This is a genomic window from Enterococcus sp. DIV1298c, from assembly GCF_017316315.1.
GTDB lineage: Bacteria > Bacillota > Bacilli > Lactobacillales > Enterococcaceae > Enterococcus_B > Enterococcus_B mangumiae.
This window is the reverse complement of sequence record NZ_JAFLWG010000053.1, coordinates 1-26,478: the sequence shown is the minus strand read 5'-3', so window position 1 is coordinate 26,478 and position 26,478 is coordinate 1. Positions and strand designations below refer to the sequence as shown.

The 26,478-nt window shown below is 38.0% G+C and carries 28 protein-coding genes; 26 read left to right on the top strand and 2 right to left on the bottom strand.

All coding sequences use genetic code 11. The features are described from left to right. The first annotated feature begins 14 nt into the window (after positions 1 to 14). The 7 genes from cmk (at position 15) to JZO83_RS12370 (ending at position 7,203) form a co-directional block, all read left to right on the top strand. Complete coding sequence (gene cmk / locus JZO83_RS12400; RefSeq protein ID WP_207115927.1) at positions 15 to 695, top strand: (d)CMP kinase; 681 nt, start codon at positions 15 to 17, stop codon at positions 693 to 695. Positions 696 to 830: 135 nt separating this feature from the next. Next, positions 831 to 2,063, top strand: coding sequence for a 30S ribosomal protein S1 (gene rpsA, locus JZO83_RS12395; protein ID WP_207115926.1), 1,233 nt, complete (start codon positions 831 to 833; stop codon positions 2,061 to 2,063). 213 nt (positions 2,064 to 2,276) lie between these two features. Then, positions 2,277 to 3,587, top strand: a complete 1,311-nt coding sequence (gene der, locus JZO83_RS12390) for a ribosome biogenesis GTPase Der (RefSeq protein WP_206859321.1) — start codon at positions 2,277 to 2,279, stop codon at positions 3,585 to 3,587. A gap of 244 nt (positions 3,588 to 3,831) precedes the next feature. Next, positions 3,832 to 4,107 carry an HU family DNA-binding protein gene (locus JZO83_RS12385; RefSeq protein WP_002290178.1) on the top strand — a complete coding sequence of 92 codons (276 nt, stop codon included), beginning with the start codon at positions 3,832 to 3,834 and terminating at the stop codon, positions 4,105 to 4,107. A 223-nt stretch (positions 4,108 to 4,330) separates the two neighbouring features. After that, positions 4,331 to 5,377: a hypothetical protein gene (locus tag JZO83_RS12380; RefSeq protein ID WP_207115925.1), complete on the top strand. Its 1,047-nt coding sequence runs from the start codon at positions 4,331 to 4,333 to the stop codon at positions 5,375 to 5,377. Next, a complete protein-coding gene (locus tag JZO83_RS12375) occupies positions 5,378 to 6,637 on the top strand; it encodes a tetratricopeptide repeat protein (protein WP_207115924.1) in 1,260 nt (419 codons plus the stop codon). A gap of 5 nt (positions 6,638 to 6,642) precedes the next feature. Then, positions 6,643 to 7,203, top strand: a complete 561-nt coding sequence (locus JZO83_RS12370) for a YpiB family protein (RefSeq protein WP_207115923.1) — start codon at positions 6,643 to 6,645, stop codon at positions 7,201 to 7,203. Positions 7,204 to 7,387: 184 nt separating this feature from the next. On the opposite strand, the gene JZO83_RS12365 is transcribed toward JZO83_RS12370, so the two are convergent. Next, entirely contained in the window at positions 7,388 to 8,323 is a 936-nt protein-coding gene (locus tag JZO83_RS12365; protein WP_207115922.1) for an alpha/beta hydrolase, read from the bottom strand. A gap of 843 nt (positions 8,324 to 9,166) precedes the next feature. Here JZO83_RS12365 and JZO83_RS12360 point away from each other — a divergent pair. The 3 genes from JZO83_RS12360 to JZO83_RS12350 all read left to right on the top strand — a co-directional run bounded on the left by JZO83_RS12360 (position 9,167) and on the right by JZO83_RS12350 (position 10,943). After that, positions 9,167 to 9,673, top strand: coding sequence for a GNAT family N-acetyltransferase (locus tag JZO83_RS12360; protein WP_207115921.1), 507 nt, complete (start codon positions 9,167 to 9,169; stop codon positions 9,671 to 9,673). An 82-nt stretch (positions 9,674 to 9,755) separates the two neighbouring features. Next, positions 9,756 to 10,139, top strand: coding sequence for a GNAT family N-acetyltransferase (locus JZO83_RS12355; protein WP_207115920.1), 384 nt, complete (start codon positions 9,756 to 9,758; stop codon positions 10,137 to 10,139). A 42-nt stretch (positions 10,140 to 10,181) separates the two neighbouring features. Beyond that, positions 10,182 to 10,943: a class I SAM-dependent methyltransferase gene (locus tag JZO83_RS12350; RefSeq protein ID WP_207115919.1), complete on the top strand. Its 762-nt coding sequence runs from the start codon at positions 10,182 to 10,184 to the stop codon at positions 10,941 to 10,943. A gap of 123 nt (positions 10,944 to 11,066) precedes the next feature. Here JZO83_RS12350 and JZO83_RS12345 read toward each other — a convergent pair whose 3' ends face one another. Next, entirely contained in the window at positions 11,067 to 11,948 is an 882-nt protein-coding gene (locus JZO83_RS12345) for a YitT family protein (RefSeq protein ID WP_206857573.1), read from the bottom strand. A gap of 239 nt (positions 11,949 to 12,187) precedes the next feature. On the opposite strand from JZO83_RS12345, the gene JZO83_RS12340 reads away from it, so the two are divergent. From JZO83_RS12340 to JZO83_RS12265, 16 genes are all read left to right on the top strand, one after another. Beyond that, positions 12,188 to 12,559 carry a nucleotide pyrophosphohydrolase gene (locus JZO83_RS12340; RefSeq protein ID WP_206857571.1) on the top strand — a complete coding sequence of 124 codons (372 nt, stop codon included), beginning with the start codon at positions 12,188 to 12,190 and terminating at the stop codon, positions 12,557 to 12,559. Next, positions 12,546 to 13,751, top strand: a complete 1,206-nt coding sequence (locus JZO83_RS12335; protein ID WP_207115918.1) for a CCA tRNA nucleotidyltransferase — start codon at positions 12,546 to 12,548, stop codon at positions 13,749 to 13,751. The genes JZO83_RS12340 and JZO83_RS12335 overlap by 14 nt, the downstream gene beginning before the upstream one ends. A 215-nt stretch (positions 13,752 to 13,966) precedes the next feature. Beyond that, positions 13,967 to 14,422 carry a hypothetical protein gene (locus tag JZO83_RS12330; RefSeq protein WP_010735761.1) on the top strand — a complete coding sequence of 152 codons (456 nt, stop codon included), beginning with the start codon at positions 13,967 to 13,969 and terminating at the stop codon, positions 14,420 to 14,422. Between the two features lie 224 nt (positions 14,423 to 14,646). Then, positions 14,647 to 14,922, top strand: a complete 276-nt coding sequence (locus JZO83_RS12325; protein ID WP_207115917.1) for a hypothetical protein — start codon at positions 14,647 to 14,649, stop codon at positions 14,920 to 14,922. Between the two features lie 12 nt (positions 14,923 to 14,934). Beyond that, complete coding sequence (locus JZO83_RS12320) at positions 14,935 to 17,031, top strand: sodium:proton antiporter (RefSeq protein ID WP_207115916.1); 2,097 nt, start codon at positions 14,935 to 14,937, stop codon at positions 17,029 to 17,031. Between the two features lie 203 nt (positions 17,032 to 17,234). Continuing rightward, the gene (locus tag JZO83_RS12315; protein ID WP_347401523.1) at positions 17,235 to 19,121 is read left to right on the top strand and encodes an ABC-F family ATP-binding cassette domain-containing protein; all 1,887 of its coding nucleotides are present in this window, start codon (positions 17,235 to 17,237) and stop codon (positions 19,119 to 19,121) included. A gap of 11 nt (positions 19,122 to 19,132) precedes the next feature. Further along, positions 19,133 to 20,080 carry a thymidylate synthase gene (locus tag JZO83_RS12310; protein WP_206857557.1) on the top strand — a complete coding sequence of 316 codons (948 nt, stop codon included), beginning with the start codon at positions 19,133 to 19,135 and terminating at the stop codon, positions 20,078 to 20,080. 14 nt (positions 20,081 to 20,094) lie between these two features. Beyond that, a complete protein-coding gene (locus JZO83_RS12305) occupies positions 20,095 to 20,607 on the top strand; it encodes a dihydrofolate reductase (protein ID WP_206857555.1) in 513 nt (170 codons plus the stop codon). Positions 20,608 to 20,856: 249 nt separating this feature from the next. Then, entirely contained in the window at positions 20,857 to 21,699 is an 843-nt protein-coding gene (locus JZO83_RS12300; RefSeq protein WP_206857552.1) for a DegV family protein, read from the top strand. Positions 21,700 to 21,945: 246 nt separating this feature from the next. Further along, entirely contained in the window at positions 21,946 to 22,842 is an 897-nt protein-coding gene (locus JZO83_RS12295; protein WP_207115915.1) for an SGNH/GDSL hydrolase family protein, read from the top strand. Continuing rightward, positions 22,835 to 23,491 (top strand): YpmS family protein, encoded by a 657-nt coding sequence (locus tag JZO83_RS12290; RefSeq protein WP_207115914.1) that lies wholly within the window; start codon positions 22,835 to 22,837, stop codon positions 23,489 to 23,491. The genes JZO83_RS12295 and JZO83_RS12290 overlap by 8 nt, the downstream gene beginning before the upstream one ends. A gap of 31 nt (positions 23,492 to 23,522) precedes the next feature. Continuing rightward, the gene (gene msrA, locus JZO83_RS12285) at positions 23,523 to 24,041 is read left to right on the top strand and encodes a peptide-methionine (S)-S-oxide reductase MsrA (RefSeq protein WP_207115913.1); all 519 of its coding nucleotides are present in this window, start codon (positions 23,523 to 23,525) and stop codon (positions 24,039 to 24,041) included. Beyond that, positions 24,038 to 24,265, top strand: coding sequence for a YozE family protein (locus tag JZO83_RS12280; RefSeq protein WP_206857545.1), 228 nt, complete (start codon positions 24,038 to 24,040; stop codon positions 24,263 to 24,265). Before msrA ends, JZO83_RS12280 begins: the two co-directional genes overlap by 4 nt. A 258-nt stretch (positions 24,266 to 24,523) precedes the next feature. Next, positions 24,524 to 25,075: a signal peptidase I gene (lepB, locus tag JZO83_RS12275; protein ID WP_206857543.1), complete on the top strand. Its 552-nt coding sequence runs from the start codon at positions 24,524 to 24,526 to the stop codon at positions 25,073 to 25,075. A gap of 279 nt (positions 25,076 to 25,354) precedes the next feature. Further along, positions 25,355 to 25,693, top strand: a complete 339-nt coding sequence (locus tag JZO83_RS12270) for a hypothetical protein (protein WP_207115912.1) — start codon at positions 25,355 to 25,357, stop codon at positions 25,691 to 25,693. Positions 25,694 to 25,765: 72 nt separating this feature from the next. After that, complete coding sequence (locus tag JZO83_RS12265) at positions 25,766 to 26,350, top strand: hypothetical protein (RefSeq protein ID WP_207115911.1); 585 nt, start codon at positions 25,766 to 25,768, stop codon at positions 26,348 to 26,350. Positions 26,351 to 26,478 lie beyond the last annotated feature (128 nt).

Sequence of the window (26,478 nt, the reverse complement as noted above, 5' to 3'; positions counted from 1 at the left end):
GGGAGTTATGAAAAATGACACGAATTAGTATTGCAATTGATGGACCTGCCTCTTCAGGCAAGAGTACGGTAGCAAAGATCATCGCCAATGAACTAAACTATATCTATACAGATACAGGAGCGATGTATCGTGCAGTTACCTATTTAGCCATCAAACATCAAGTCGCTTTCTCTAATGAAACAGGATTAGTCGATTTGATCAACCAATACCCTATTTCATTTGAACAACAGGCAGATGGTCAACATGTCCTTGTGGCTGGGCAAGATGTGACTTCAGCGATTCGACAACCAGATGTCACACGAGCGGTCTCTGAAGTTGCTGCACATTCAAATGTACGCAAAGCGTTAGTGAGTATCCAACAAAGAATCGGGGAAGATGGCGGCGTGGTCATGGACGGTCGTGATATTGGCACAGCTGTTTTACCAAAAGCAGAAGTGAAGATTTTCTTAGTAGCTAGTGTAACGGAACGAGCACAAAGACGACACAAGGAAAACCTTGAAAAAAACATTCCGACAGACTTAGAAGAGTTGACAAAAGAAATACAAGCACGCGATGAATACGATTCGACGCGAAAAGTGTCACCGCTGAAGCAAGCAGACGATGCAATACGGATCGATACAACAGGTAAATCGATTCCAGAAGTGGTCCAAGAAATCAAAGAAGTCATCAATCAAAAGGGATATTGTCGTGATTAATGGACAAAAACGTGGGAATAAGACCATTTTGGAGGAAAACAAACGAAATCGCTTTATTTTTTTTTAATAATCAATTAAACTAAAAGCAGTACCGTAGTAGGTAACGGCAGAATGTTGGTTAGGAGGACAAGTGTTATGACAGAATTTGAACAAAATCAGACAGAAAACAACCAATCAATGGAAGATGCAATGAATAGCGTTCAAGAAGTGAACGTTGGTGATGTCGTCAAAGGAGAAGTTTTAGTCATTGAAGACAAACAAGCCATCGTTGGAATCGAAGGAACGGGTGTTGAAGGTGTAGTTCCTGCAAAAGAATTATCTACTTTACCAGTCGAAGATATCAACGAAGTGGTAAAGGTTGGCGATACGTTAGATCTAGTCGTGATCAGCACGATCGGAAAAGACAAAGAAAACGGAAGTTACCTTTTATCAAAACGACGTTTAGATGCGAAAAAAGTTTGGGAGGATATCGAAAAAGATTTCCAAGCTGGAAATATCATTGAAGCACCAGTGACAAATGTAGTTAAAGGTGGTTTAGTTGTCGATGTCGGTGTTCGTGGATTTGTTCCGGCATCAATGGTAGAAGATCATTTTGTCGCTGATTTTTCTGAGTACAAAGGAAAAACGATGACATTCAAAATCGTTGAAATCGAACCATCAGAAAATCGCTTGATCCTTTCACACAAAGCAGTCGTTGAAACAAAAAAAGAAGCACAGAAAAAAGAATTATTATCAACTATCCAAGAAAATGACGTGATCGAGGGACGTGTTGCTCGTATCACAGATTTTGGTGCGTTTGTTGATTTAGGCGGCATCGATGGATTAGTACATGTTTCTGAGATTTCTCACGGACATGTTGCTAAACCCGGTGATGTTTTAGCTGTTGGCGATGAAGTGAAAGTCAAAGTTCTTTCAATCAATCCAGAACAAGGACGTATCTCATTATCGATCAAAGACACATTGCCTGAACCTTGGACAGATATCGAAACAAAAGCTCCAGTAGGCGCTGTACTTGATGGAAAAGTCAAACGACTAACAAGCTTTGGTGCGTTTGTTGAAGTGTTCCCAACAGTTGAAGGACTTGTCCACATTTCACAAATCTCTCATAAACATATCGCAACACCACATGAAGTACTTCATGAAGGTGACGATGTTCAAGTGAAAGTTTTAGAAGTCAATCCAGAAGAACATCGAATTGCTTTAAGTATCAAAGCATTAGAAGAAAAACCTACTTCTGAAAAAGAACCGAAAGAAGTTGAATCGTATGAGTTGCCTGAAGAAAATACAGGATTTACGATGGGCGATATCTTAGGTGAAGCATTAAAAGGGGAAGTAGAAGAAACAGCAACGGATGATTCTGAAAAATAAATGAATGATCGTTCCCGAAGCGCGAATTTTCAGCATCAAGGGAAGTTGTACATGTGCGAAACAAGTGGTCTGGGGATTACGCCCCAGACCATTTTCTTTTTGTAATAAACCACGATCCTGAAAAATACTTGAATGTTCACCGATCTAAGCTTGAAAGTTCGTGAAGTATTCGGTACACTAAGTGAGATTGGAAACATGTGAGGAGGAAAAAATATGGCAAATCCAACAATTGCAATCGTTGGTCGCCCAAACGTCGGTAAGTCGACGATTTTTAACCGTATCGCCGGAGAGCGTATTTCGATTGTCGAAGATACTCCAGGAGTTACTCGTGATCGTATTTATGCTAAAGGGGAATGGTTAGGTCGTGATTTCAGTATTATTGATACTGGTGGGATCGACTTAGGCGATGAACCATTTATGGATCAAATCAAACACCAAGCAGAAATCGCGATCGATGAAGCTGATGTGATCGTTTGTGTCGTTAGTGGACGCGAAGGAATCACTGATGCAGATGAAGTCGTAGCAAAAATTTTATACCGCAGCAACAAACCGGTGATCTTAGCCGTTAACAAAGTCGATAATCCTGAAATGAGAAATGACATCTATGAATTTTATGCACTAGGACTAGGAGACCCTTATCCAGTGTCAGGAAGTCATGGATTAGGTATCGGAGATATCTTAGATGAAGCGGTGAAATTCTTCGATGAAGAAGCCGAAGAAGAAGAGGACGATACCATCAAATTCAGTTTGATCGGCCGCCCAAATGTTGGGAAATCTTCCTTGATCAATGCGATCTTAGGTGAAGATCGCGTGATCGTTTCTGATATCGAAGGCACAACGCGTGATGCGATCGATACGCATTTCGTTTCTGAAGATGGACAAAAATTCATGATGATCGATACAGCCGGTATGCGTAAACGTGGGAAAGTCTATGAAACGACGGAGAAATATAGCGTGATGCGTGCCATGCGTGCGATTGACCGCTCAGACATCGTTTTAATGGTCTTGAACGCAGAAGAAGGCATTCGTGAACAAGACAAACGAGTAGCTGGCTACGCGCACGAAGCAGGCCGTGGTGTGATCATCGTGGTCAACAAGTGGGATCTAGTCAAAAAAGAAACCAACACGATGCGTGACTTTGAGCAAGAGATCCGAGAAGAATTTCGTTATTTAGATTATGCACCGATCATATTTGTTTCAGCTGTGACAAAACAACGATTAGAGCGTTTGCCTGAAATGATCGAAGAAGTCAGCATGAATCAAAACTTACGTGTTTCTTCCGCCGTCTTGAATGATGTGATCATGGACGCTGTGGCGATCAATCCAACACCAACGGATAAAGGAAAACGTTTGAAGATTTTCTATGCTACGCAAGTTGCAGTAAAACCACCAACCTTTGTTGTTTTCGTCAATGAAGAAGAATTGATGCATTTTTCATATGAGCGCTTTTTAGAAAATCAAATCAGAAAAGCATTTACATTTGAAGGAACTTCGATCCGAATCATCCCACGCCGAAGAAAATAGGCATTTTACCATAGTGGACCGTTTTTTTCAAAAAAAATAAGCATATTTTTGTATTACGTTTTTATGACTAAAAAAAGCGGTTAAATAATGCCAAAAACCTTGCTATTAAGCGATTCATATGATATCGTGATAACAGAATATTGAAACTTAATCAATATTTCTTTTAAACTTCTGGACCACTCAGAAAGTTTTTAACTAAATGATGTTCCTATCATATCTCTTGTTGGAGGAGGTGAATCTATCCATGGCAAATAAAGCAGAATTAATCGAAAAAGTTGCTTCAGCTACAGATTTAACTAAAAAAGACGCAACTGCAGCAGTAGACGCTGTATTTTCAACTATTCAAGATGCTTTAGCTAACGGCGAAAAAGTTCAATTAATCGGTTTTGGTAACTTTGAAGTACGCGAACGCGCGGCTCGTAAAGGACGTAACCCACAAACTGGTGAAGAAATCGAAATCCCAGCTAGCAAAGTACCTGCATTTAAACCAGGTAAAGCATTAAAAGATGCTGTTAAATAAGACAGTTGAAAAAAAGCGCTTGTGGCTAAGGCTACAGGCGCTTTATTGTTTATATAAAGGGATAAAAGTAGCAAAAAAGTAGCAGCTCAATATTCTGGCACACCTAATGAATGTATGTACATATAAAAAATAAACGGATTTTTACTAGAAGAATAGCTAGATTTTCTTATTCTTTTTTTATTTTACTTACTAATGGTAGAATAAAAGAAAAGGGGAGGACAACATGGAGTTATCCTATCACTACCAAGAAGAAAATACAACCATTTTTTATGGCGAGACATTCGTCAGCCAGTTGAAAAAAGAAGCGATCAATCAACCGATTTTATTTTTGACGAACCAACGTTACTATGATCTGTATGCTGAAAAAATGACCCAGTCGTTTCCCAATAAGTTAGCGATTGATTGGTATATTTGTGGCAATACGCAGTGTAATCAATTATCTGAGTTGCATAGTCTCTTATCATTTGCGCGACGGTACCCCGAAAATCAAGCACTTTTAGTGATTGGTTTTGGCAATGAAGGAATCATGGACTTGGCTGGCTTTTTTCAAAAACATACCTATCTACAGTCCACACTTTGGCTGATTCCCGTTTCGATTCGTTCAATGGCGCGGGCATTGAATCCACAACGTGACATTTTACATGGCCCGAACCAATCGGCGCTTCAAACAACGAACCTTCCAGAACGGATCATTTATGATCGAACGATCAGCGAAAAACAAATTGAAGGAAAGCAAATCGACTTTTTGATTTTTATTTGTTGCGGGTTAGTTTGTGATCATCCATTTCTCCAGAATCTTTACAAAAATTATCCGAATCGCGAAAAATTATTCAATCGTCCCTTTGCTGGTATGCTAGAAGAAATCATCTATTTTTATCAAGAAGCTGCTGAACAGGTCTCAAATTATGGTAAACTATTTGAGCAAGCTTTTTATCTGACTGAAAATGGGCACTTACTTTCAGCGAGCATGAAAAAATTTCTAGGTATCCTGATGCAGCTTGTCTGGAATTCAGAAATCAAGACACTCTCATTCCAGTTGAAGAATTTTTTCATCTGGTTACAGCATCTAGGCTATCCTATCATGTGGCCTGAAGAAATACCTAAAATGGGCTATCTGGAAAATGTGCTGCTTTTAGCAGAAAAGAGCAAAAAAATTCTCGTTTTGGAAAAAATTGGTATAATAGATGGATATCAGTTGCCAAATGAGCAAGAACTATTGAAAACAATGGCATCCTATGAACGGATCGTCCAAGAGATTAGAGGGATTTAGATGATGACAAATAGTGAAAAAATGCTGCAAGCATTAGCAGACGAAAATTTGACACAAGCAAACGAATATTTGGCAAAGGCACTCCAAGAAGATCCAGCAGATGTCTTACATGAATTAGGTGAAGAATTATTAGCGATCGGTTTTTTAGAAGAAGCAAAAGCAATCTTTGAACACTTGCTAACTGTATCACCTGAAAATGATGAATGGAATATTCCGTTGGCTGAGATTGCCATCGAAGACAATGAGATCGATCAAGCATTTGACTATTTAGAAAAAATCCAGCAAGATAGTGAGTACTATCCACAAGCATTATTAGCAATCGCCGACTTGTATCAAGTAATCGGCATTCCTGAAGTAAGTGAAGCAAAATTAAAAGAAGCAGCCAAGTTATTACCAGAAGAACCATTGATCCAATTTGCATTAGCTGAACTGTATTTTTCAGTTGATCGCTTCAATGAAGCTTCTGCACTTTACGAAATGTTGCTCGCAAATGGCATCGAGGAAATCTCTAACATTTCCATGCAAGAACGCTTAGGGCAATCATTGAGCATGCAAGGGAATTTTGAAGAAGCAATCCCACCGTTAGAAGCTGCGTTAGCCGAAGAACGGACAGATGATCGCTTGTTCCAATTAGCGTTCACGAATCTTCAATTGAATGAGAACGAGAAAGCAATCAATTATTTACAAGAATTACGTGAATTGAATCCACAGTATCAATCTTTGTATCTCTATCTAGGTCAGGCACTTCAAGAAGAAGAAATGATCGAAGAAGCACAACAAGTCTTAGAAGACGGGATCAAAGAAAATCCTTTCCAAGTGGAGCTTTATCACTTAGCTTCTGAAAATGCGTTTCGTTTACACGACACAGAAAAAGCAGAGCAATTATTACTTGATGCTTTGAATGTTGGTGACAAGCAAGATGAGACATTGTTGACGTTGAGTAATCTTTACTTGGATCAAGAGCGTTATGAAGACGTTGTTCAAACCGTCAATCAAATGGAAGAAGTAGCCAATCCATATGCAGAATGGAATCTCGCACATGCCTATAATGAACTCGAAGACTTTGCAGTAGCAGCAGTCCATTATGAACAAGCTGCAAATGAATTAGACCATGAACCAGATTTCTTAAAAGAATATGCCTTGTTCTTACGTGAAGAAGGTCAATTAGCGAAAACACGTGAATTACTGGCAAAATATTTAACTTATGAACCAGGTGATATGGAGGTATTGTCCCTATTAGATGATTTAACAGAGAGGTGATGAAAATGTTGATTGATGTCAAAGAAAAGAAGAATTTCTTAACTTGGATGGTTAACCATGTTTCTTTCAGTCGCAGAGAAGTTTTTTGGATTTTGAACTATCTGGCAAATCATGAAGCAATCTTACACAATGTACGTTTTGTTGAAGGAGCAAACCTAACAAGACGTGGTTTACAGATCACCGATCTTTCTTATGAAGGAGAGCCGATGAAGTTATTTTTAGACGGAAAAGAGTTTACTGATACCGATCAGATTTTCCATGAAATCCGTCTGAACTGGAAAAACCCGCTCTACGTCGAATGTCTCTTTGAGAATGCGTGGCAAACGAAAGAATATTTAGCGATCATCGAAGATAATCCGTTAGCCTCGTGGGAAGATGCAATCAGCGAAGAGTCAACAGAAATAGTCGAGCATTATTTCCAAGAAAAAGAGCAGGAAGCAAAACTGAACATGCTCTATCAACAAATCGATCAAGCATTAGAAGAAGGCAGTAAAGATGCGTTCTTAGAACTATCAGATGAAGTGAATCGGATGATCCTTCAATCTCCTCAGAAGAGTAAGAGTTGAGGAGAGAAAAGGTCGAGTTACAGGAATGTATAGCTCTGACAAGTAAGTATCAACATAAAAAACTATAGAATCTATAAACCTAGCACACCTTGCATATACTTTGTAGAGGTGTGCTAGGTTTTATCATGTTTTTTAGATCATTTGAAGGCTTTCGGTTGCGAATTTCCTATAGAAGTATATATCATCAAATTTGTGTCAAAATATCTTTGATTGCTTCGCTAAATTCCTGCGGTTGATCGGTATCTACGAAATGACCGGCATTGCTGATCCAGTAAAGATCTTTGACAGGGGCGTTGATTGTATCAAAGTATTTTTTTGCGATAACGCTTGAAGTCCAATCATCTTTTTCGCCAAGAATATAAAATACAGGTACCTGATAAGTTGTCATATGTGTGATGTCATATTGGTACTCAACTTCTGCGATTAGTTTTGAATCATACTTTGCACCTTTAGGAAATTGAAGGAAATCTTTGAAACCTAAGATGGGGCTTTTTTTGAAAATCGCCATGTAGTCGTTGTAATAATAGCCATACTTCAGTTGAAGTTCGGATAATACATTGACGCCTTTGGTAAATTCTTCTCTGTTGACAGAAGGAAATGATGGGTTCACAGTATTAAGTTTTTTGATATCTTTTTTACTACCATTTTTTAAAACATTACTTTTTAAAGTTGTATAAAAGTGCTGATCTTGTGCGTTTACATCAGTGACTACGCCATAAGCGATAGATGCCAGTACTTCCTCTGGATATTTTTCTAAGAAGCTTGCGCCTAACATGCTTCCAAAAGAGTGTCCGCATAAGATCACTCTGTCAGTTTTATATTTTCGTTTCAAGTGTCGAACGGTTTCTCGTAGGTCTTCGATCATCAATTTCCATGTGTGGTGCTTGAGTTTTGTTTTACTTTTGATTTGTGTCTTTCCAGAACCGCGCTGATCATAATAAACCACATGACAAAAATTAAGATAAGGCTCGAGATAATAGCTAATATAAGAATTTGGGGCACCAGGTCCACCATGTAGCATCAATAAAACATCTTTGCTTCCTTCTTTTGGATAGTGCAACATGTATTGTGAAAGTCCATTGATGTTTATGTACTCTGTTTGAAAGTTTTTGGTTGTCATTGCTTTTCCTCCGTATCGTCTGCATCCTTCTTTCTTTTGTGAAACGTTTTCAATACTCTGTACAAAAGTTGGTTTATTTAATTTCTAACAAAAAAATGTTGAGAAATCATACACTATAAATATCATGATAGCGGAATTAATTTCATCTGACAAATGATTTTAAAAAGTCAGAACTTAGATAAATCCGAAAAACTGGTAAAAAATTATTCTAGTACAGTAGATGGTTTCGAGGTCTTTTAAATAAAAAGACTTTAAAAAGATTTTTAAAAATAAGATAGAATGTTATGAATATTGACATAGTTGACTGTGTGAACGAATTCAAGGTTATATTCTTGATCCCTCGCACGTTAAAGATTTTTATGAGAATTATCAATGTAGTCCATAAAGCTTTCTCTTCGGATAAAAAAATATGAATCAAATTGAAAGTACTATATGGTACGATCCTGTATAAGGAAGTGCTACTGATTAAAAAGTATAGTGATTTTACCTATTCAAACAGAATGAATGGTGACGCTGATTGATTTTCACGAGAAGAGGAGATACTGCATAACGTAAAAAAAGTGTATGAATTGTTATTTCATGGTGGGAAAGTCAGATCATGTTCTAAAAAAGTAACATACTCCACAATTTTTGTTGATGTTATTTTAAAAAATATAATCGTGGTTTCTCATCTATTTCATTGACGTATGAAATAGATGAGTTCAATTTAGGCTAATTTTTATATAAAATTAATAAGATTAGCATGATAAAGTTTTAGTCTTTCTAGAATGAAATCCCTTTTCCATATTTATAGTGTTAAGTTAAATATAGTAGCATAAATTCTATCCAAGGAGATTTTTACACATGAAAAATCAAAATGTTCTGATACAGCCCTTTACACCCTCAGATTTACCCCTATTCGAAAGCTGGTTGGAGCAACCGTTTATTTACAAATGGTTTTGTCCTTCTGGAGAAGCGGATAAACAAGATTGGTTAGATGAAATGGCTGATATTTCAGAAAGTGAACAGATCAATCAATTTGTGATTGTTTTGAATGATCAAAAAATCGGATTTGCGCAATGTATCGATATCTCTACAGTTCCAGATTATGTCGAGGAAGTTTATAGTGATCTAACTGGAACGCTCGTAGAAAACCAAGCTTATGAGTTGAGCTATCTCATCGGGGAAGAATCTTTGTTGGGACAAGGTTTAGGTAAAATGATGATCCAACGCTTGGTTGAAGAAGTGAAAAAGAGGGGTGGTCGTCTAGTATTAGCTGACCCAGGAGAAGAGAATACTCCTTCCGTCCGAGTTTTGCTGAGCAATGGTTTTGTTAAATTCAAAGATGGCGATTATCGGAAGAATCTATAGAACGTGAGCAAATGCTCCAGTTTCTACCTTCTACTTTCACGTTTAAAACCAAAATCTACTTTTTCAATAGGAGAGAGAAAAAATGAAAATAAAAGAATACACCTCAGACTACCAAGATCAGCTATTTGAGCTATTTAAAACGGAAGGGGAGGAGTGGGGCTATTGGTTGCCAGAAAATCAAGCAAACTACGTGGAGGCTTTAGAGAAATCCGTCACGTATATCGTAGTAGAAAACGATCAAATTATTGGTTTTGTTAGAACACTCAATGATTTTGTGATTTGGATCGTCGATTTACTCGTTCATAAGGAGCATCGAGGGAGAGCTATTGGCAAACAATTGATGACCTACGTCTGTGAACAGTTTCCTAATAAAGAGGTCTATGTTTCGGGAGCGAATGATGCACTTCCTTATTATAAGAAATTAGGCTATGAACCAGAAGGTGTCGTTTATCAGGTCAAAGCGTAAGCACTTGTTTTTTACATCAAATCAAGTACGAGGAGGGAAATAGTGGCTAATTCATATGGGAAACTATCCGCAGAGGTATATGAAATCGATAAAGATATTGATCGACCATACAGTGATGTTGATTATTATTATGAACGATTAAAAGATGTCCGAGGAAAAATCTTGGAGCCGGCAGCTGGAAATGGTCGGATTTTGATTCCATTGTTGGAAAAAGGTTTGGACATTGAAGGGTTTGATTTTTCAGAGTACATGTTGGCTTTATTAAAAGAAAACTGTCGCAAAAAAGGACTTGACCCTAAAATCTATCAATTAGATATGACTAATTTCTCACTGGATCAAACCTATGGAGCTGTGATTGTTCCTATTGGTTCTTTTTTGCTATTGGATGAATTAGAGAAAGCCATGGCTGCATTGACGTGCTTCTACCAGCATCTTGAAAATAATGGTAAGCTGATCTTGGATATTTTTCTGCCGGAGAGCTTTGAAAAAGGTTTTGTTGGCGAAAGAATCTTTACGAATGCGCAAAATGATCTGATTACGTTAGAAGAAAAATTAGTAAAGGTTGATCCAATCAAACAAGTGATAACTTACCATAATCGTTATGAAAAGTATCAGGAAGGCAAGATGACTGAATCAGAGCTTGAGATCTTTCCATTAAAATGGTACGGAGTAGAAGAGTTTCGCTTGCTTTTGGAAAAAGTCGGTTTCAAAGATATTGTGGTTTCAGCAGACCATCACTTCCGAGAATATCCGCAAAATAATTCTCAGACAATCACGTTTGAAGCTACTAAAATCATAGAATAAGCTTTGTATGAATAACGAAAAAAGCTACTATCTTAATGGTCAAGATAGTAGCTTTTCTGTTTGATATAAAAATATTATTAGTTACATATGAAACTTTTGATCAGAAAATAAAAGCTATAGGGTTTAATTCATCATTTTTTTAAACCGCTTTGTCTGGGGCTTGAGATACGTAAAACCTTCTCCTTCGACTTCATGAACATTCAAGACCGAAAGAAAGGCATGTTCATCTATTTCATTGATGATACGTTTCACTTCGTTCAATTCACGTGAACTAACGACCATATAGATCATTTTTTTGTCGATACCTGAAAAACCGCCTTCTCCATGTAAAAATGTGACGCCTCGTTGTAGTCCAGTCATCAACAATGGTGCGATTTCTTCGCTTTTATTTGAGACAACCAAAATCCCTTTTGCAGAATAACCGCCGTCAAGAATCGAGTCGATCACGCGGCTAAAAACGTAGGAAACGATCAAGGTATACATCATGCGTTTCAAGTCGATATAAGTTAATGAAGCAAGTAACACCATGACGTCCAAAGCCAGAAGAGAACGTCCCATGGAGATCCCGTGATTTTTTTCGAGGATGCGAGCGATGATATCACTTCCTCCAGTTGTACCACCCATGCGATAGACGATCCCACTGCCGACACCGGCAATCAGCCCGGCAAGTAAGGAGACGATCAGTAAGTCATGTTCTAAGTTGATTTGTAAAGGAATCCTTTGCCAAATCCATAAAAAGACAGAGAGCGAAACAGTACCTAAGACAGTATAGGCGAGTGCGCGTCTGCCTAAGATTTTTCCGCCTAGTAGAATCAAAGGGATATTGATCACCAAAGTAGAATAAGCCGGGTCGATATGAAAAAGAGCACGTAAAATCAGTGTGATACCTGAAACTCCGCCTTCTGCTAAATTATTGGCAATGTTTAAATACACTAGTCCAAAAGCATAAATACTTGTTCCTAAAATAATAAAAAAAACTTCTTTCATCGTTTTCAATGATGTCATCGAATCCCCACTTTCTACTATTTAATATGATTGATCGTGCAACAAGCGACCTTTGACATGAAACGTTCGATCGGGAAATTGGTCTTTTTTATTTTAAATAGAAAGACTAATTTCGCTTGGCACTAAGAATTTATTAAGTATACCTAACATAATGTAGCACGTATTCTTTGTTTTCACAATTGCACTTCTTGGGGTTTTGCTGTAAAGTTTTTTAGGAAGAGAGGATTGGAGGATTCTTAATGAATGAAGAGCGTTCACTAAAAAGTATGCAGCAAGAAGTCGATGCATACATCCAGCAATTCAAGGTTGGCTACTTTTCGCCATTGGCTCAGATGGCACGGTTAACTGAAGAAGTAGGAGAGTTGGCACGAGAAGTCAACCACTCATATGGAGAAAAGAGCAAAAAAGCGACAGAGCCTAGTAACTCAGTTGCAGAAGAATTAGGCGATGTTTTATTTGTAACAATGATCATGGCGAATTCATTAGATATTGATTTAACAACAGTATTTGAAAAAAATATGGCGAAGTTCAATCAAAGAGACCACCATCGGTTTGCTCGAAAAGATGACGAACAAACTGAAGATAGAAGGAGTAAAAATGAGACTAAGTGAATTACCGATCGAATACCAAAAAGCGATCCCAGTATTAAAAAAAATAGAAGCTGCTGGATTTGAAGCGTACTTTGTGGGTGGCAGTGTGCGTGATACTTTATTAGGTCAAAAAATCCACGACGTCGATATTGCGACGAGTGCTTTTCCAGAAGAAATCAAGCAACTGTTCCCCAAAACGATCGATATCGGGATCGAACATGGCACGGTCCTTGTCTTGCATGAAGAGGAACAGTATGAGATCACGACATTTCGTACAGAATCAACGTATCAGGATTATCGACGTCCGGATAGCGTTTCATTTGTTCGTACATTAGAAGAGGATCTGAAACGGCGAGATTTTACGATCAATGCGTTTGCGCTGAAAGAGGATGGGGAGATCATTGATTTATTCGATGGCTTAGCTGATTTGGAAAATCAGGTATTACGAGCTGTTGGTCGACCTTTTGAGCGATTCCACGAAGATGCATTGCGCATGATGCGTGGCCTTCGTTTTGTTAGTCAATTAGGATTCAAGTTGGAAGCGGAAACCGCCAAGGCGATTGAAGATAATCATGCCTTGTTGGAAAAAATTTCTGTTGAACGAATGAATGTTGAATTTATCAAAATGCTTTTGGGGAATTTTCGTACGAACGGATTGACAGCTTTTGTTGAAACGAAATGTTACATCTATTGTCCGCAATTGAAGGAAGATGGCGAAGGATTATTGCGGTTTGCTGATTTACCGTCTGTGCCATTAAAAAAAGAAAGCCAAGCATGGGCGTTACTGCTTAATCAAATCGGTCGTTCAGAGCAAGAGGTAGCACCGTTCTTGAAAGCATGGAAATGTTCAAACCAAATGATCCGTGAGGTACAGCGTTTGGTCAAGGGATTGACGAAACGATTAGAACGGCCTTTAACGCCTTTAGAGATCTATCATCTTGGCAAAGAAGCATCGCTTGATGTGGAAGAATTGATGATCTACTTTGACCAAACACCGGATACAACAACTGTCATCGATAGCTATGAGGCGCTACCGATCAAGTCACTGAGTGAGTTAGCGATCGATGGAAAAGTCCTATTAGCTGCAAGTGAGAAAAAACCAGGGAAATGGGTCAGTGAGGCTTTAGGACTTGCGGAATCAGCTGTAGTGAATAATCAGGTAAAAAATGAAGAGGCTGATTTACTGGCTTACCTGAAAGAGCAACAAGTCTAGTGATCATTTGTTGAGTAAGAGGGGACATGGAAGTTATCTATAGAAGCATCTTTCTTTTATTCAAGATGTTTCCCATGCCCTCCTTTTCTTTTAGATGAGGATTGTTATCAAAAAAGCATGCAGAAAAGCAAACATGAGAGATGACCACTCTTGTTGTTTTATGCTAAACTAGTAATGGAACAGAATATAATGCGTCAAAAAAGGAGATTTTTTTAATGAGCAAAGAAATGACAGCGCTAAAATTTTATTTCCGTAACGGCGAAACATGGACAATCAATCGTCGTCATATCGGCGACCTTTGGATCAAACAAATCACAACAAGTTTTGGCCGTATCAATGGGAGCGAATTTATCGAGATCCATCCATGTGCAGGCTTTAAAATCGAGATTTTCCATGAAGGCGATTCAGTAGCTACTCATGATATCAATCTAGGTGGTTTGGAAATGGGTATGTTCAATCGCGCATTGAAATATGAAGATATCGAACGTATGGAAATCTTGTATCGCAATGGTACACCTGACCTTGTATACTTCCCTTACTTGGACAAAGGAACAGAGGGATTAGATAACCAATACCAATCAACAAAAATCAGTGAAAAAACTGGTAACCTATATATTGTGATCAACCCGGAACAACGTGTTGACGATGTTTACGGTGAGTATTTCGAATAGGATCGCTCATCAATAAAAATAGCACGTACAAAACTTTTGAATAGGTTTTGTACGTGCTTTTCTTCTATTTTTTAAAAATTACAATTGATATTTTATGGTGATTGGACTAGAATGAGCTTCTGGAATCAAAACCAATAAGTAATCGTAAAGGTAGGAAGTTTTTAGTTGCATTCTAAAAACATTTTGCTATAATTGGTGCAGTTTGAATATAGGAGATCTTGAAAATGAGAGAAAGTTTTGAAGAACAAAAAAAACGGTTGGTAGATCATTATGGTTCTTTTTCAATGGAAGATCGTCGTCAAATCTTGTGTAAATTACGTAAAAGAAATATTTTGATGTATTGTCAATTGGAACGTTTGAAACATGACTTGTTACGTTTGGAGTCAAAACGTGTGCAATGTGAGTTAGATGGACGAGTGACTCAAGCTGAAGTTGTAGAAAGTAAAATTTTAAAGAAAAAAGAGCAATATTTGAAAGTTCTTGCACAAAATAAAAAATAAAGGGGATCAAGCATGGAATTTGCAGAGTTAGTGATTGTCTTTGCAGTCACGATCACGCTATCCAATATAGCAAGTCGTATCTTGCCGATGATCCCTGCACCACTGATCCAAATATTTCTTGGCGTGGTCTTAGGATTGACCGAATGGGGTGAATCCATTAATTTTGAACCCGAGTTGTTTTTAGTGATGATTATCGCCCCCTTACTTTTTAGAGAAGGAGAAAAAGCAGATATCGCTTCGATCTTGAAAAATTTCGATACGATATTATTTCTAGCTTTTGGTGGCGTGATTTTGACTTTGATTGGCGTTGGAGCAACGTTGTCCTTTCTGTTACCGAGTGTTCCTTTAGCCGCTTGTTTTGCTTTTGGTGCGGCGTTAGGTCCGACAGATGCGGTCGCAGTCAGTTCGCTCTCTACGCGCGTGAACATTCCGAAAAAAGCGATGCATATTTTAGAAGGTGAAGGGTTACTGAATGATGCTTCTGGTGTAACAGCCTTCCAATTTGCTTTAGCTGCTTTGATCACGGGATCGTTTTCTGCGGTAAATGCAGGCGTGACTTTGATCTTATCAAGTATTGGCGGGGCAGTCGTCGGCTTTTTACTTGTATGGGTGAAAAGAAAGATCATTGGTTTGATCGAGAAGGCTTCTGCACGCGACGTGACTGGTTACTTATTGATTGAATTGTTGTTACCTTTCTTAGCGTATGTTTTAGCCGAAGTCTTTCATGTTTCAGGAATTATTGCAGCAGTGGTTGCAGGGGTATTGCAAGCCTCAGGATTCAAAAAAATATCGGTGTTTGATGCGGAGTTATCAACGTTGTCGAATAGTACCTGGACAACGATCGCCTTCACATTGAATGCGCTGGTATTTATCTTTTTAGGAATCGAACTAACACAAGTCTTTACGCCAGTTTGGGGAGATGGCTTATATCCGAATCACTTGTTGTTGATGATCATCTTATTGATCTCGATCATGTTGTTCGTCATTCGCTTTGTTTCGATCAGTTTGTTTTACATGTTCAAAGGCGGCTTTAAAAGCTTCAAAAAACAATTGAATGAAGTCTTGATTTTAACCTTTGGCGGGGTAAAAGGAACAGTCAGTTTAGCAACTATTTTCATTTTGCCATTCACGATCAATCAAATGGCATTTAATCAACGTTCATTGCTCTTGTTTTTAACTGCGGGAGTTATTTTAGTGACATTGATCATTGGGATCATCGTGTTGCCGATGTTGACTGAAACAGAAGAAGCAGCAACGACTGACTTAAAAGCATTGATGATCTTAGAAGAAGTCATTGAAACATTACGTGTCGAAAAAGAAGCGGAAGAACCAGGATCAAAAGAATATTTAGCGATAGAAGCAGTGATCGAGACCTATCAGGAAAGAATCAGTGAACTTTATTTATCTGATTTAAGTGGGGACGAGAAACAAGAAGTACAAGAAATCCAAGCATTGATTTTATCCATTGAACGAGATGGATTGGATGAACGTTATCGTTCTGGTAAGCTGTCTTCCAACGGTTATCGTTTTTATTCAAGATTTCTTGCAAATTTCGAGCATTCGATCACGAGCCAAATATTGTCGTTCATTGGTTTTTGGTTCATTGTTGTACGCAGATTGATGCGTATCGTTCTTCATCCTAAGATGTTTTGGCAAAGACGTCAAACCGATCGGCAAACGATGATCTCAGAAAAAGATATTCAAGAAATCCGAGAGACGTATCAAAAGAATACACAATTGATCATCGAAAGTTTAGAGAATCTTACGGACGTGTACGATGATACGATGATTGGGTTCTTTATCGAACAAAGAAAAGCTCAAGGCATTCGGATGATGAGTGGCAACTTGATTTCCACTTGGATGATCCAACAAGATCGGTTATTTACGAAAAAACTATTAAGAGGCTATTATTTAGAAAGAAAAGTGATTGATGAATATGAAGTAGCAGAAACGATCACGACTTTTTCTGCGAATGAGTACAGAAGAAATATCAATCTGTTGGAGTCTTATACCATGAATCAACCAACAGAACGTTTTTCATTCCGATTTGCTTTTCAAGCGAAAGCCAAAAAACTTCAATTAAAACAAGATCAAGAGAGGAAGCTGTGACAAAACACAGCGCCTCTTTTTTTGCTGAAAATGTGACAGAAAAAGGGTTGAACTGGGCGCTTCTGTAATCTAGTTTATTCGGTTTTAAATAGGGAGAGAGGACGAATGTCTCCGACTAAATCAAAAAATAGAATAATCGAAAAAAAAATTATCTTTTATCCAATTGATTTATGTTACAATATCCAAGATAAGGGGGAGTACTGGTGAAAGAGCTAAAAATAACTGACCTCAAAAAAACATATGGAGAAAAAGAGTTATTCAATCAGATTTCCTTTTTGATCCATGAACATGATCGTATTGGTTTGATTGGCACCAACGGAACTGGTAAAACAAGTCTTTTGAATATTATTGCTGGACTTGACAGTGGAGATGGTGATCAACAGACTGTTTTTTATCCAAATGATTACCGTATCGGATATTTGTCGCAAACCGACTCTTTTTCAGAAGATGATACGGTCCTACAAGCTGTTTTTCAGGGCAATAGCCCATTGATCCAAACCGTTCGACTCTATGAGGAAGCGTTGATTGCATTAGCCGAAAATGGTGATGATGAAGCAGTCCAAAGACGATACGCATTGGCAGAAGAGCGAATGAATAAAGACGATGCTTGGACAACGGATACGAATGCCAAGATCATTTTACAAAAATTAGGGATCAACCAATTAGAAAAGAAAATCGGAGAGCTTTCGGGTGGGCAAAAAAAGCGTGTTAGCTTAGCACAAGTCTTAATCGATGAACCGGATCTTTTGTTACTTGATGAGCCGACGAACCACTTAGATTATGCAGCAATCGAATGGTTGGAATCGTATTTGAAACAATATCGTGGGGCCTTATTGATGGTGACCCATGATCGTTATTTCTTAGATCGTGTGACAAATCGGATCTTCGAACTTGCTTTTGGAAATCTTTATGAATACAAAGGCAATTATGAAGCCTACCTTATAGAAAAAGCCGAGCGAGATCGTGTCGAAGTTGAACAAGAAGAAAAGCGTAAACGGTTATATAAGCAAGAGCTTTCTTGGATGCGTGCGGGTGTACAAGCTCGCGGCACGAAACAGCAAGCACGTATCAATCGCTTTGAAGACTTAAAAGAGAACTTATATCAAGTCAATCATGACACAGATATTGAATTAAATATCGCCACACAGCGTTTAGGTAAAAAAGTGATCGAGATCAAGGATGGTTCCTATTCGATCGAAGGCAAACCATTGCTCCAACACTTAGATTTATTGATCCAATCGCGCGAACGCTTAGGGATCACTGGGGAAAACGGCGCAGGGAAATCGACGCTGTTGAATATCTTAGCAGGAAAATTAGCTTTAGATAGTGGCAGCTATTCGATCGGTGAAACGGTGCGATTAGCCTACTATACGCAAGAAAATGAGAAGATGTCTCCAGATAAACGGATGATCGCTTATTTACAAGAAGCGGCAGAAGAAGTCCAAACAGCTGATGGGACGCAAATTGGTGTCGCTGAACTATTGGAGCGCTTCTTGTTCCCTAGATTCATGCACGGAACATTGATCCGGAAGCTATCAGGTGGAGAAAAACGCCGCTTGTATTTACTCAAATTATTGATCCAGCAACCGAATGTTTTGTTGCTAGATGAACCGACAAATGATTTGGACATTGCCACCTTGACGATTTTGGAAGATTATTTCCGCACGTTCCCAGGGGCAGTCATCACTGTTTCCCATGACCGTTATTTCTTGGATAAGGTAGTTGATAAACTACTAGTCTTTCAAGGGAATGGCAAACAAGAGCTTTACTATGGCGACATGTCGAGCTACTTAGTCAAACGTAAAGAAGACCAACAAGCGCAACCGGAAAAAGTCAAAGTGAAGATCGAAGAAAAAAAATCTGAGCCAAAGAAAAAACTTTCTTATATGGAACAAAAAGAATGGGCAACGATCGAAGATGATATTGCAGAACTAGAAAATCGTTTGGATGAATTACAAGAAGAAATGAACCATCAAGGTGATGATTTCACACGTTTGCAAGAGTTACAAAAAGAAGTGACCAAAACTGAGGAAATGCTGGAAGAAAAAATGTCACGTTGGGAATATTTAAGTGAATGGGCAGATAATTAGGAGGGCATAAGATGGAGCAAGCATATCTTGAACTAGGTGAAAAGTTGTTATCTGAAGGACATGTAAAAGGTGATCGTACGGGGACTGGAACATTGAGTTTATTTGGTTATCAAATGCGGTTTGACCTTCAAAAGGGCTTCCCTTTATTAACGACAAAACGTGTTCCTTTTGGCTTGATCAAAAGTGAACTGTTATGGTTTTTAAAAGGAGATACGAATATCCGCTATCTTTTACAAAATAATAACCATATCTGGGATGAATGGGCATTTGAGCGCTATATCAAAAGCGAGGACTATCAAGGTCCAGACATGACAGATTTTGGTCATCGCAGTTTGTCTGATCCAGAATTCAATAAAGTGTATCAGGAAGAAAGCAAGAAGTTTTGTGAAAAAATCGTCGAAGATGAAGATTTTGCAGCGAAATATGGTGATCTTGGTCATATTTACGGGTATCAATGGCGCCATTGGGAAACGAAAGAAGGCAGTTTCATCGATCAAATCAAAGAAGTGATCGAAGCAATCAAGAAAACACCTGATTCAAGAAGATTGATCGTTTCAGCTTGGAATCCAGAAGATGTGCCAACGATGGCTTTACCGCCTTGTCACACGATGTTCCAGTTTTATGTGAATGACAACAAATTGAGCTGTCAATTGTACCAACGCAGTGGTGATGTATTTTTAGGTGTGCCGTTCAATATTGCTAGCTATGCTTTACTGACACATCTGATTGCGCATGAAACTGGGTTAGAAGTCGGTGAATTTATCCATACTTTAGGCGATGCGCATCTTTACTCCAATCACGTGGAACAAATGAAAGAGCAATTATCTCGAGAAGTTCGTTCGTTTCCGACACTTGTATTGAATACAGAAAAGGATTCTGTGTTCGATTTTGAAATGGATGATATCAAAGTTGAAGGATATGAGCCGCATCCTTCAATCAAGGCACCTATCGCGGTCTAAGAAAGGATGAGAAGATGTTCGCTGCAATCTGGGCACAGGATGAAAATGGTCTGATTGGAAAAGAAGACAAACTTCCATGGCATTTGCCGAATGATTTAAAATTTTTTAAGCAAATGACCGAAGCGAATGTATTGATCATGGGACGAAAAACATTTATGGGGATGGGCGGTAGACCATTACCCAATCGTAAAACGATTGTTTTGACTAGGGACCGTGAATTTACAGCTGAGGGCGTACAAGTGATGCATGATGTCAATGAAGTATTAGCGTATGAAAAAGAAGCAGATGGGATTTTATTCGTTGCTGGAGGATCAGCAATCTATGAAGAATTCTTACCATACTGCACGATTTTATATCGGACAGTGATCCATCATTCTTTCGAAGGAGATACGTATTTTCCTGCCGTTGACTGGGAAGCTTGGTCATTGATCAACATCAGTCCGGGAGAAATCGACGAAAAAAATAGTTATGCGCATCAGTTCGAGACGTATAAACGAAAAGAAGAACACGCAGCTGAAGAGATGTAGTATCTCCTCGCATTTATCGATATAAGCGGCAGCAACCGAGAAAGATTTTCATTCATCTAGGTTGCTGCCGCTTTTTTCATTCGACTAAAAAGAAGGTTGATTTTTGGTTTCGCACGGTTATTTCTCACAGCTGCCTACTTCTGTCACAACCTTATCGAATTTGATGAAAAAACAGAAGTTCTTTGGTATACTGGAAGAGGACCTGCCTGAAAAATGCTAGGCACTTTGTGAAAGAAAGAGTGTGAAATAATGACAAACGTAAAAATAGTAACAGATTCTTCTTGTACAATGGAAAAAGCAGTACGAGATCATTTGAACATCCATGTTATGCCATTATCAATAATGATCGATGGTGTTGTATATCCTGATGACGATCAATTAGGCGGAGAGAAATTTATGGAAATGATGGCGAAGTCAAAGGCATTGCCTAAAACAAGCCAACCGCCGATCGGAGAATTTATCTCAACTTATGACGAATTAGGTCAAGACGGTAGTGAAGTGATCTCTATCCATATGACTAAAGGTCTAAGTGGAACGGTTGAAGCAGCAAGACAAGCGAGCAACTTAACAAAAACAAAAGTAACAGTCATCGATAGTGATACGACAGACCAAGGATTATCATTCCAAGTGATCCGCGCGGCTGAAATGGCAAAAGAAGGAAAGTCAGCGGAAGAGATTCTTGCTGAAATCGAGAAGATCAAAAATAATACAAAGCTTTATATCGGTATTTCTACATTGGATAACTTGGTGAAAGGTGGACGTATCAGTCGTGCAACTGGGTTATTATCAAGTATGTTGAATATTCGTGTCGTAATGAATTTTGCTCATTCAGAGTTGATTCCTGTGACAAAAGGTCGTGGGAAAAAGACTTTCGACAAGTGGTTCGAAAGCTTGAAAAAAGAACTGAAGGCTTTGCCAAACGTTCGCCAAATCGGTATCTCTCATGCAGGAGCAAAAGAGCTTGCACGTGAATTCGAAGAGGGATTGAAAGAATTGTTCCCCGATATGGATATCCCCGTATTGCATACAAATCCAGTGATTGCTACCCATACAGGGGAAAATGCTTTCGCAATCATGTATTACGTTGATTGATGGAAGGTAAAAAGCATAAAGGGACAGATCATTAAAAGACAGACAATTTTGTTTTTTAATGATCTGTATTTTCTAATTTGTCCGAGCGATAACAGTATATGAAAAGGAAGAGGCAACTGAAAGATTTAACAGACTGCGCTTCCTTTGGCAAATGAGAAACAAGCTCTTTCTTTTTTCAGAAAAGGGCTATTTTTTTAATCGAATTTTTGGTAATATAAGTAACAATCATGGTCTAGAGGTGAAAGAATGAAACGAAACAATCAACGATTGATGATCGTTTTGATTCCTTTATTGACCGCAGTTTTTCTGTTTGTCGGACTATCTTTGAGTGTGCCCAAAGCTCAGCCTTTGTTAAAGCCGGCAGCATCGGTGACTTCTGAATCGAATCAAAAAGACAAGCTACACTATGTCGCTATCGGCGATTCGTTGACAGAAGGCGTAGGTGACCAAACGAAACAAGGTGGTTTTGTTCCGTTAGTCGCAAATGATATCAAAGACAGATATGGTTTGACAGCCATTGAAATTGAAAACTACGGGGTAAATGGAGAACGAAGCGATCAAATTTTAAAAAGACTGAAAAAAAATGAAGAGATAAAAAGCAATATCGAAACAGCAGACATCATTACTTTGACTGTTGGTGGGAATGATTTAATGAAAGTGATCCAAAACAATCTTTTTGGTATCAGTATTGACTCATTCGATAAACCAATCAAGAAGTATCAAGAAAATGTCAAAGAAATCATTGAAGAGATCCGTTCATTGAATAAACAAGTACCGATCTATATTTTAGGGATCTACAATCCTTTTTATTTGAATTTCCCTGAGATCACGGACATGCAAACGATCGTGGATAATTGGAATGAAGGAACACAACAAGTAGTAGATGAGTCCGCGAATAGCTATTTTATCCCCATCAATGATTTACTGTATCAAGGGTTGAATCAAGAGGTTGGTATCACGGAAGCTTCGGATCAGACAACTTCAAGTGATAGCTCTAGCGGGACCAGAAATAATGTATTATATGAGGAAGATCATTTTCATCCTAATAACTTAGGTTATCAATTGATGGCTAATGCCGTAAGAGATCAATTGATCGAAACGCATGAAAAATGGCTGGTCAAGGGAGGAAACACGGATGGATAAACGAAGTGCGACAGGTGAAACACCAAAAAAGCGTAACCATTGGAAATACGCATTTTTGATCTTATTAGGCGTTATTATCGGTTCAACGATATTTTTAGGTACACGGATCTTTGCCAATCGCGAACCTGATTTGCCAGAAGTGCCAGCGATCACGGAAAGACAAGGCGATCCAGTATTAACAATCAATACACAAAAAGAAAAAGTCAATCAACTCATCAGCTTTTTCTTGACCGATTTTCAAGAAGGGCAAGATATCAAGTACAAATTTTATTTAGAAAATGAAGCATTACTTAATGGAACATTTGAAGTGTTAGGATTTCCGATTGATTTTTACTTGTATTTTGATCCTTATGTAATGGAAAATGGCAATGTTCAGTTAAAAGCAAAAAGCTTATCGATCGGTACGTTGAATTTACCGATCAGAGATGTGATGAATATGATCAAACGAAATTACAAATTGCCTGAATGGATCGAGATCAATACGGAAGACTTAACGATCATGTTGCGCTTAGATCAATTCCGTATGCAAAACGGAATGTATATCAAAGCGGATAAAATCGACTTAGTGAATGATGATATCCGATTTAGTTTGTATTTACCAAAAGATTCCTCAACGACAGAAGAAACAACTGAATCAAGTACCAATTAAGCGAGATCTTTATTTTAAAGGAGGAATCAGCATGGAACGAGCAATATTTGCAGGAGGTTGTTTTTGGTGTATGATCCAACCTTTTGATACATTACCTGGCATCCATACGATCATGTCTGGATACACTGGAGGGCATGTGCCAGATCCAACATACGAACAAGTGAAAGCTAAAACAACAGGACACACCGAAGCAGTTGAGATCTTGTATGATCCAGCATTGATCTCATACGAAGAATTGCTTGAACTTTATTGGGAACAAACAGATCCGACAGATGCGTTTGGTCAATTTGAAGACCGTGGCGACAATTATCGCCCTGTGATTTTTTATACCACAGAAGAACAACGACAAAAAGCTGAACAAAGCAAGCAACAACTTGCTGAAAGTGGTCGTTTTATTGACCCGATCGTGACAACGATCGAACCAGCTGAGACGTTTTATTTAGCAGAAGAAGAACATCAAGATTACTACAAAAAAAATCCAGAAAATTTTGAGCGTAATCATGCACGTCGGGCGGCATTTATTGCTGCCAACTGGGAGGGGAACGAATGAATCGTAGCTTCTATCACTATCTGATGACTCTTCGTGGCGGAAAACCGACGGATGCACTATCGACTTTTGCGACAGAAGCGGGCAAGGACATCCAGTTTCCCAAACACAGTACAAGTTATGAAGAAATCTCTGATTATTTAGAAATGAATGTTGACTATTTACCCTCTATGGATATCTTTGATACCGCTTGGGATCATTATTTAGAAAATAACCATCCTGCTTAGTAGCTGAACATACGAACTAAGCGATCAAATGGATGTGGTGAGGCAGACAAGTCCTGCTTTGGAAACCAATTTGGCTCGATCAAAACATTGGAAAAAAGATATTTTGATCGAGCCCAAACATTTCCATAAATGGGGGCTTTTGTCTGTCTTTTTTTATACTAGTTTGTGAATGGCTATTGAACCATTCGCTTTTTCTGTATTTATTTTATATAATACTACTAATAGGTTTAGATTTTACGAGGGATGGATTGATTAGCTTTGACAAAAAAGCAACGTTATATTGACCGTTTTTGGTTATTTTTCAAATTTTTACTTTGTTCCATAGTGATTGCCTTTATTTTGCGTGGATTTATTCTGATCCCAGTACCAGTGGAAGGAAACTCAATGGAGAATGTCCTTAAACAAGGAGACATGGTTGTCATGGAAAAGTTCTCAGAAATCCGACGATTTGATGTTGTTGTTTTCCAACTAGCTGATGGAACGATCTATATCAAAAGGGTCATTGGTCTACCCGGAGAAACGATTAGTTATGAGAACGATCAACTAAAAATCGATGGACAACCAATCGAAGAACCCTATTTAAGCAAAAACATCCGCTCAGATCATGAGAGCGCGCCTTATACCACGGATTTCACATTGGAAGAATTGACAGGTTACACTGAATTATCAGAAGATAGCTATTTCGTTCTAGGAGACAACCGTCGAGTCTCAAAAGACAGCCGTTCATTTGGAACAATCGCACGAGAGGATATTTTAGGCAAAGCCAGATTTGTTTATTATCCATTACATGAAATCAAATGGATCAGATAAAAAATGCCGATAGTCATCTTATTGGAATCCAATGAACTAGATAGGGTCTATCGTTTCGGAAAATAAGGCGAAACCATAAAAAGTTGAAAGATGTGATTTTACTGGTTTTCGCCTTATTATAGAAAAATTTTTTTTATAATAAAAAAATCTGTCCTTATTGGGCGTATTTTTTTCTAAATGAAAAAGTAATTATTGTGTGTTAGAAAACATTCAAGAACATCAGATACAAAAGGCAAGTTAATCTCAAGCTCGTATAATAAACGGAAGAGGAGGTTTGCTATGGTGAGAAACGAGGGGGAATCCGGCTACACTTTTATTAAAGGCGAGACTTCTGTTGGGAATATAAAGCATCGTGAAGAGATTGTTTTTGTGATTGAAATTGTAAATCCTATTGAAGAAGATGGGGAAATTAGCACTGAGACAGTAAAATTTGTTTCTCTAAATCCACTGAACAAGATAAGTAGATATATTTATGAAAGAACGATATTAGTGATGATTGATATATTTATTGACGAAGTTTTTTTTGACAGAATTTATATGACAAATGATATTTCTAGAAGAAATTTTGAAGATAAGATTACTGGATTTATTAATAAAAGAAGAGAAATATTTAAATAACTATTTACATTTTAAACGATATTTTTTATAATCTTTTTGTAAGCGTATTCAATAACTTTGAGGAGGTTTTTTATGCGGAGATTATGGTTTTTAAATTCTTTTTTTATTGTTGTTTTAGGTTTAGTAATGCTTGGAGAAAATAAAAGTTATGCAGCGGATATTGAAGATGATAATGCTATTTATTCAGCTCCACTTGTAAAAACGGTTTTAAGCGATGGTAGTATTGAGAACGTTGAATTTTCTTATAGCGGTACTGATGATAAAGGAATTGTATGGTTTTCAGGGACTATTCCAGGTACATATGTAAAGTTGACAGTTGTAGAATCGGTTGGGAATGAACGTGCACTTGTTCCTCTTTTGTTTCATCTTGGCTATCAAGTTGTAAATAGGAATGTTCATATGATTGCACGAGCAGACTCACCTCCAGGAACAAATGCGCAATATTATCGTTTGATCGGAAGTCATTATTCAAGTTTGCCATCACTAAGAAGTTATGACTCAAGAACCAACGGAACTGGTTCAATTACTTGTGGTGGTCGAGATATGGGGACTCATCGAGCTGGCAATCATTTCATCGATACTGAAGGAACAGCGTATGGCTTTAACTTGTTAGGGACTGGGAAATTTTATGCTAGTACTAATATAACTGTCAGGTAAGATAGTTTTAGTTTAATGGATTAGTTATAGTAAACTTACATATGCGAACAGTTGTAAATTCTGAATAATAAGTCTTTCAATAACGATAGTACAATAATCATTAATTTTATGATTATTGTACTATCGTT

What these genes read in the sequence shown, in the direction of transcription:
- rpsA (WP_207115926.1), top strand. Translation starts at nt 831, where the DNA reads ATGACAGAATTTGAACAAAATCAGACAGAAAACAACCAATCAATGGAA.
- JZO83_RS12295 (WP_207115915.1), top strand. Translation starts at nt 21,946, where the DNA reads ATGAAACGAAACAATCAACGATTGATGATCGTTTTGATTCCTTTATTG.
- JZO83_RS12290 (WP_207115914.1), top strand. Translation starts at nt 22,835, where the DNA reads ATGGATAAACGAAGTGCGACAGGTGAAACACCAAAAAAGCGTAACCAT.
- JZO83_RS12280 (WP_206857545.1), top strand. Translation starts at nt 24,038, where the DNA reads ATGAATCGTAGCTTCTATCACTATCTGATGACTCTTCGTGGCGGAAAA.
- JZO83_RS12385 (WP_002290178.1), top strand. Translation starts at nt 3,832, where the DNA reads ATGGCAAATAAAGCAGAATTAATCGAAAAAGTTGCTTCAGCTACAGAT.
- JZO83_RS12340 (WP_206857571.1), top strand. Translation starts at nt 12,188, where the DNA reads ATGAATGAAGAGCGTTCACTAAAAAGTATGCAGCAAGAAGTCGATGCA.
- JZO83_RS12310 (WP_206857557.1), top strand. Translation starts at nt 19,133, where the DNA reads ATGGAGCAAGCATATCTTGAACTAGGTGAAAAGTTGTTATCTGAAGGA.
- JZO83_RS12345 (WP_206857573.1), bottom strand. Translation starts at nt 11,948, where the DNA reads ATGACATCATTGAAAACGATGAAAGAAGTTTTTTTTATTATTTTAGGA.
- JZO83_RS12270 (WP_207115912.1), top strand. Translation starts at nt 25,355, where the DNA reads ATGGTGAGAAACGAGGGGGAATCCGGCTACACTTTTATTAAAGGCGAG.
- msrA (WP_207115913.1), top strand. Translation starts at nt 23,523, where the DNA reads ATGGAACGAGCAATATTTGCAGGAGGTTGTTTTTGGTGTATGATCCAA.
- JZO83_RS12370 (WP_207115923.1), top strand. Translation starts at nt 6,643, where the DNA reads ATGTTGATTGATGTCAAAGAAAAGAAGAATTTCTTAACTTGGATGGTT.
- JZO83_RS12375 (WP_207115924.1), top strand. Translation starts at nt 5,378, where the DNA reads ATGATGACAAATAGTGAAAAAATGCTGCAAGCATTAGCAGACGAAAAT.
- der (WP_206859321.1), top strand. Translation starts at nt 2,277, where the DNA reads ATGGCAAATCCAACAATTGCAATCGTTGGTCGCCCAAACGTCGGTAAG.
- JZO83_RS12300 (WP_206857552.1), top strand. Translation starts at nt 20,857, where the DNA reads ATGACAAACGTAAAAATAGTAACAGATTCTTCTTGTACAATGGAAAAA.
- JZO83_RS12330 (WP_010735761.1), top strand. Translation starts at nt 13,967, where the DNA reads ATGAGCAAAGAAATGACAGCGCTAAAATTTTATTTCCGTAACGGCGAA.
- JZO83_RS12265 (WP_207115911.1), top strand. Translation starts at nt 25,766, where the DNA reads ATGCGGAGATTATGGTTTTTAAATTCTTTTTTTATTGTTGTTTTAGGT.
- JZO83_RS12355 (WP_207115920.1), top strand. Translation starts at nt 9,756, where the DNA reads ATGAAAATAAAAGAATACACCTCAGACTACCAAGATCAGCTATTTGAG.
- JZO83_RS12380 (WP_207115925.1), top strand. Translation starts at nt 4,331, where the DNA reads ATGGAGTTATCCTATCACTACCAAGAAGAAAATACAACCATTTTTTAT.
- JZO83_RS12365 (WP_207115922.1), bottom strand. Translation starts at nt 8,323, where the DNA reads ATGACAACCAAAAACTTTCAAACAGAGTACATAAACATCAATGGACTT.
- JZO83_RS12320 (WP_207115916.1), top strand. Translation starts at nt 14,935, where the DNA reads ATGGAATTTGCAGAGTTAGTGATTGTCTTTGCAGTCACGATCACGCTA.
- JZO83_RS12360 (WP_207115921.1), top strand. Translation starts at nt 9,167, where the DNA reads ATGAAAAATCAAAATGTTCTGATACAGCCCTTTACACCCTCAGATTTA.
- JZO83_RS12335 (WP_207115918.1), top strand. Translation starts at nt 12,546, where the DNA reads ATGAGACTAAGTGAATTACCGATCGAATACCAAAAAGCGATCCCAGTA.
- JZO83_RS12305 (WP_206857555.1), top strand. Translation starts at nt 20,095, where the DNA reads ATGTTCGCTGCAATCTGGGCACAGGATGAAAATGGTCTGATTGGAAAA.
- JZO83_RS12325 (WP_207115917.1), top strand. Translation starts at nt 14,647, where the DNA reads ATGAGAGAAAGTTTTGAAGAACAAAAAAAACGGTTGGTAGATCATTAT.
- cmk (WP_207115927.1), top strand. Translation starts at nt 15, where the DNA reads ATGACACGAATTAGTATTGCAATTGATGGACCTGCCTCTTCAGGCAAG.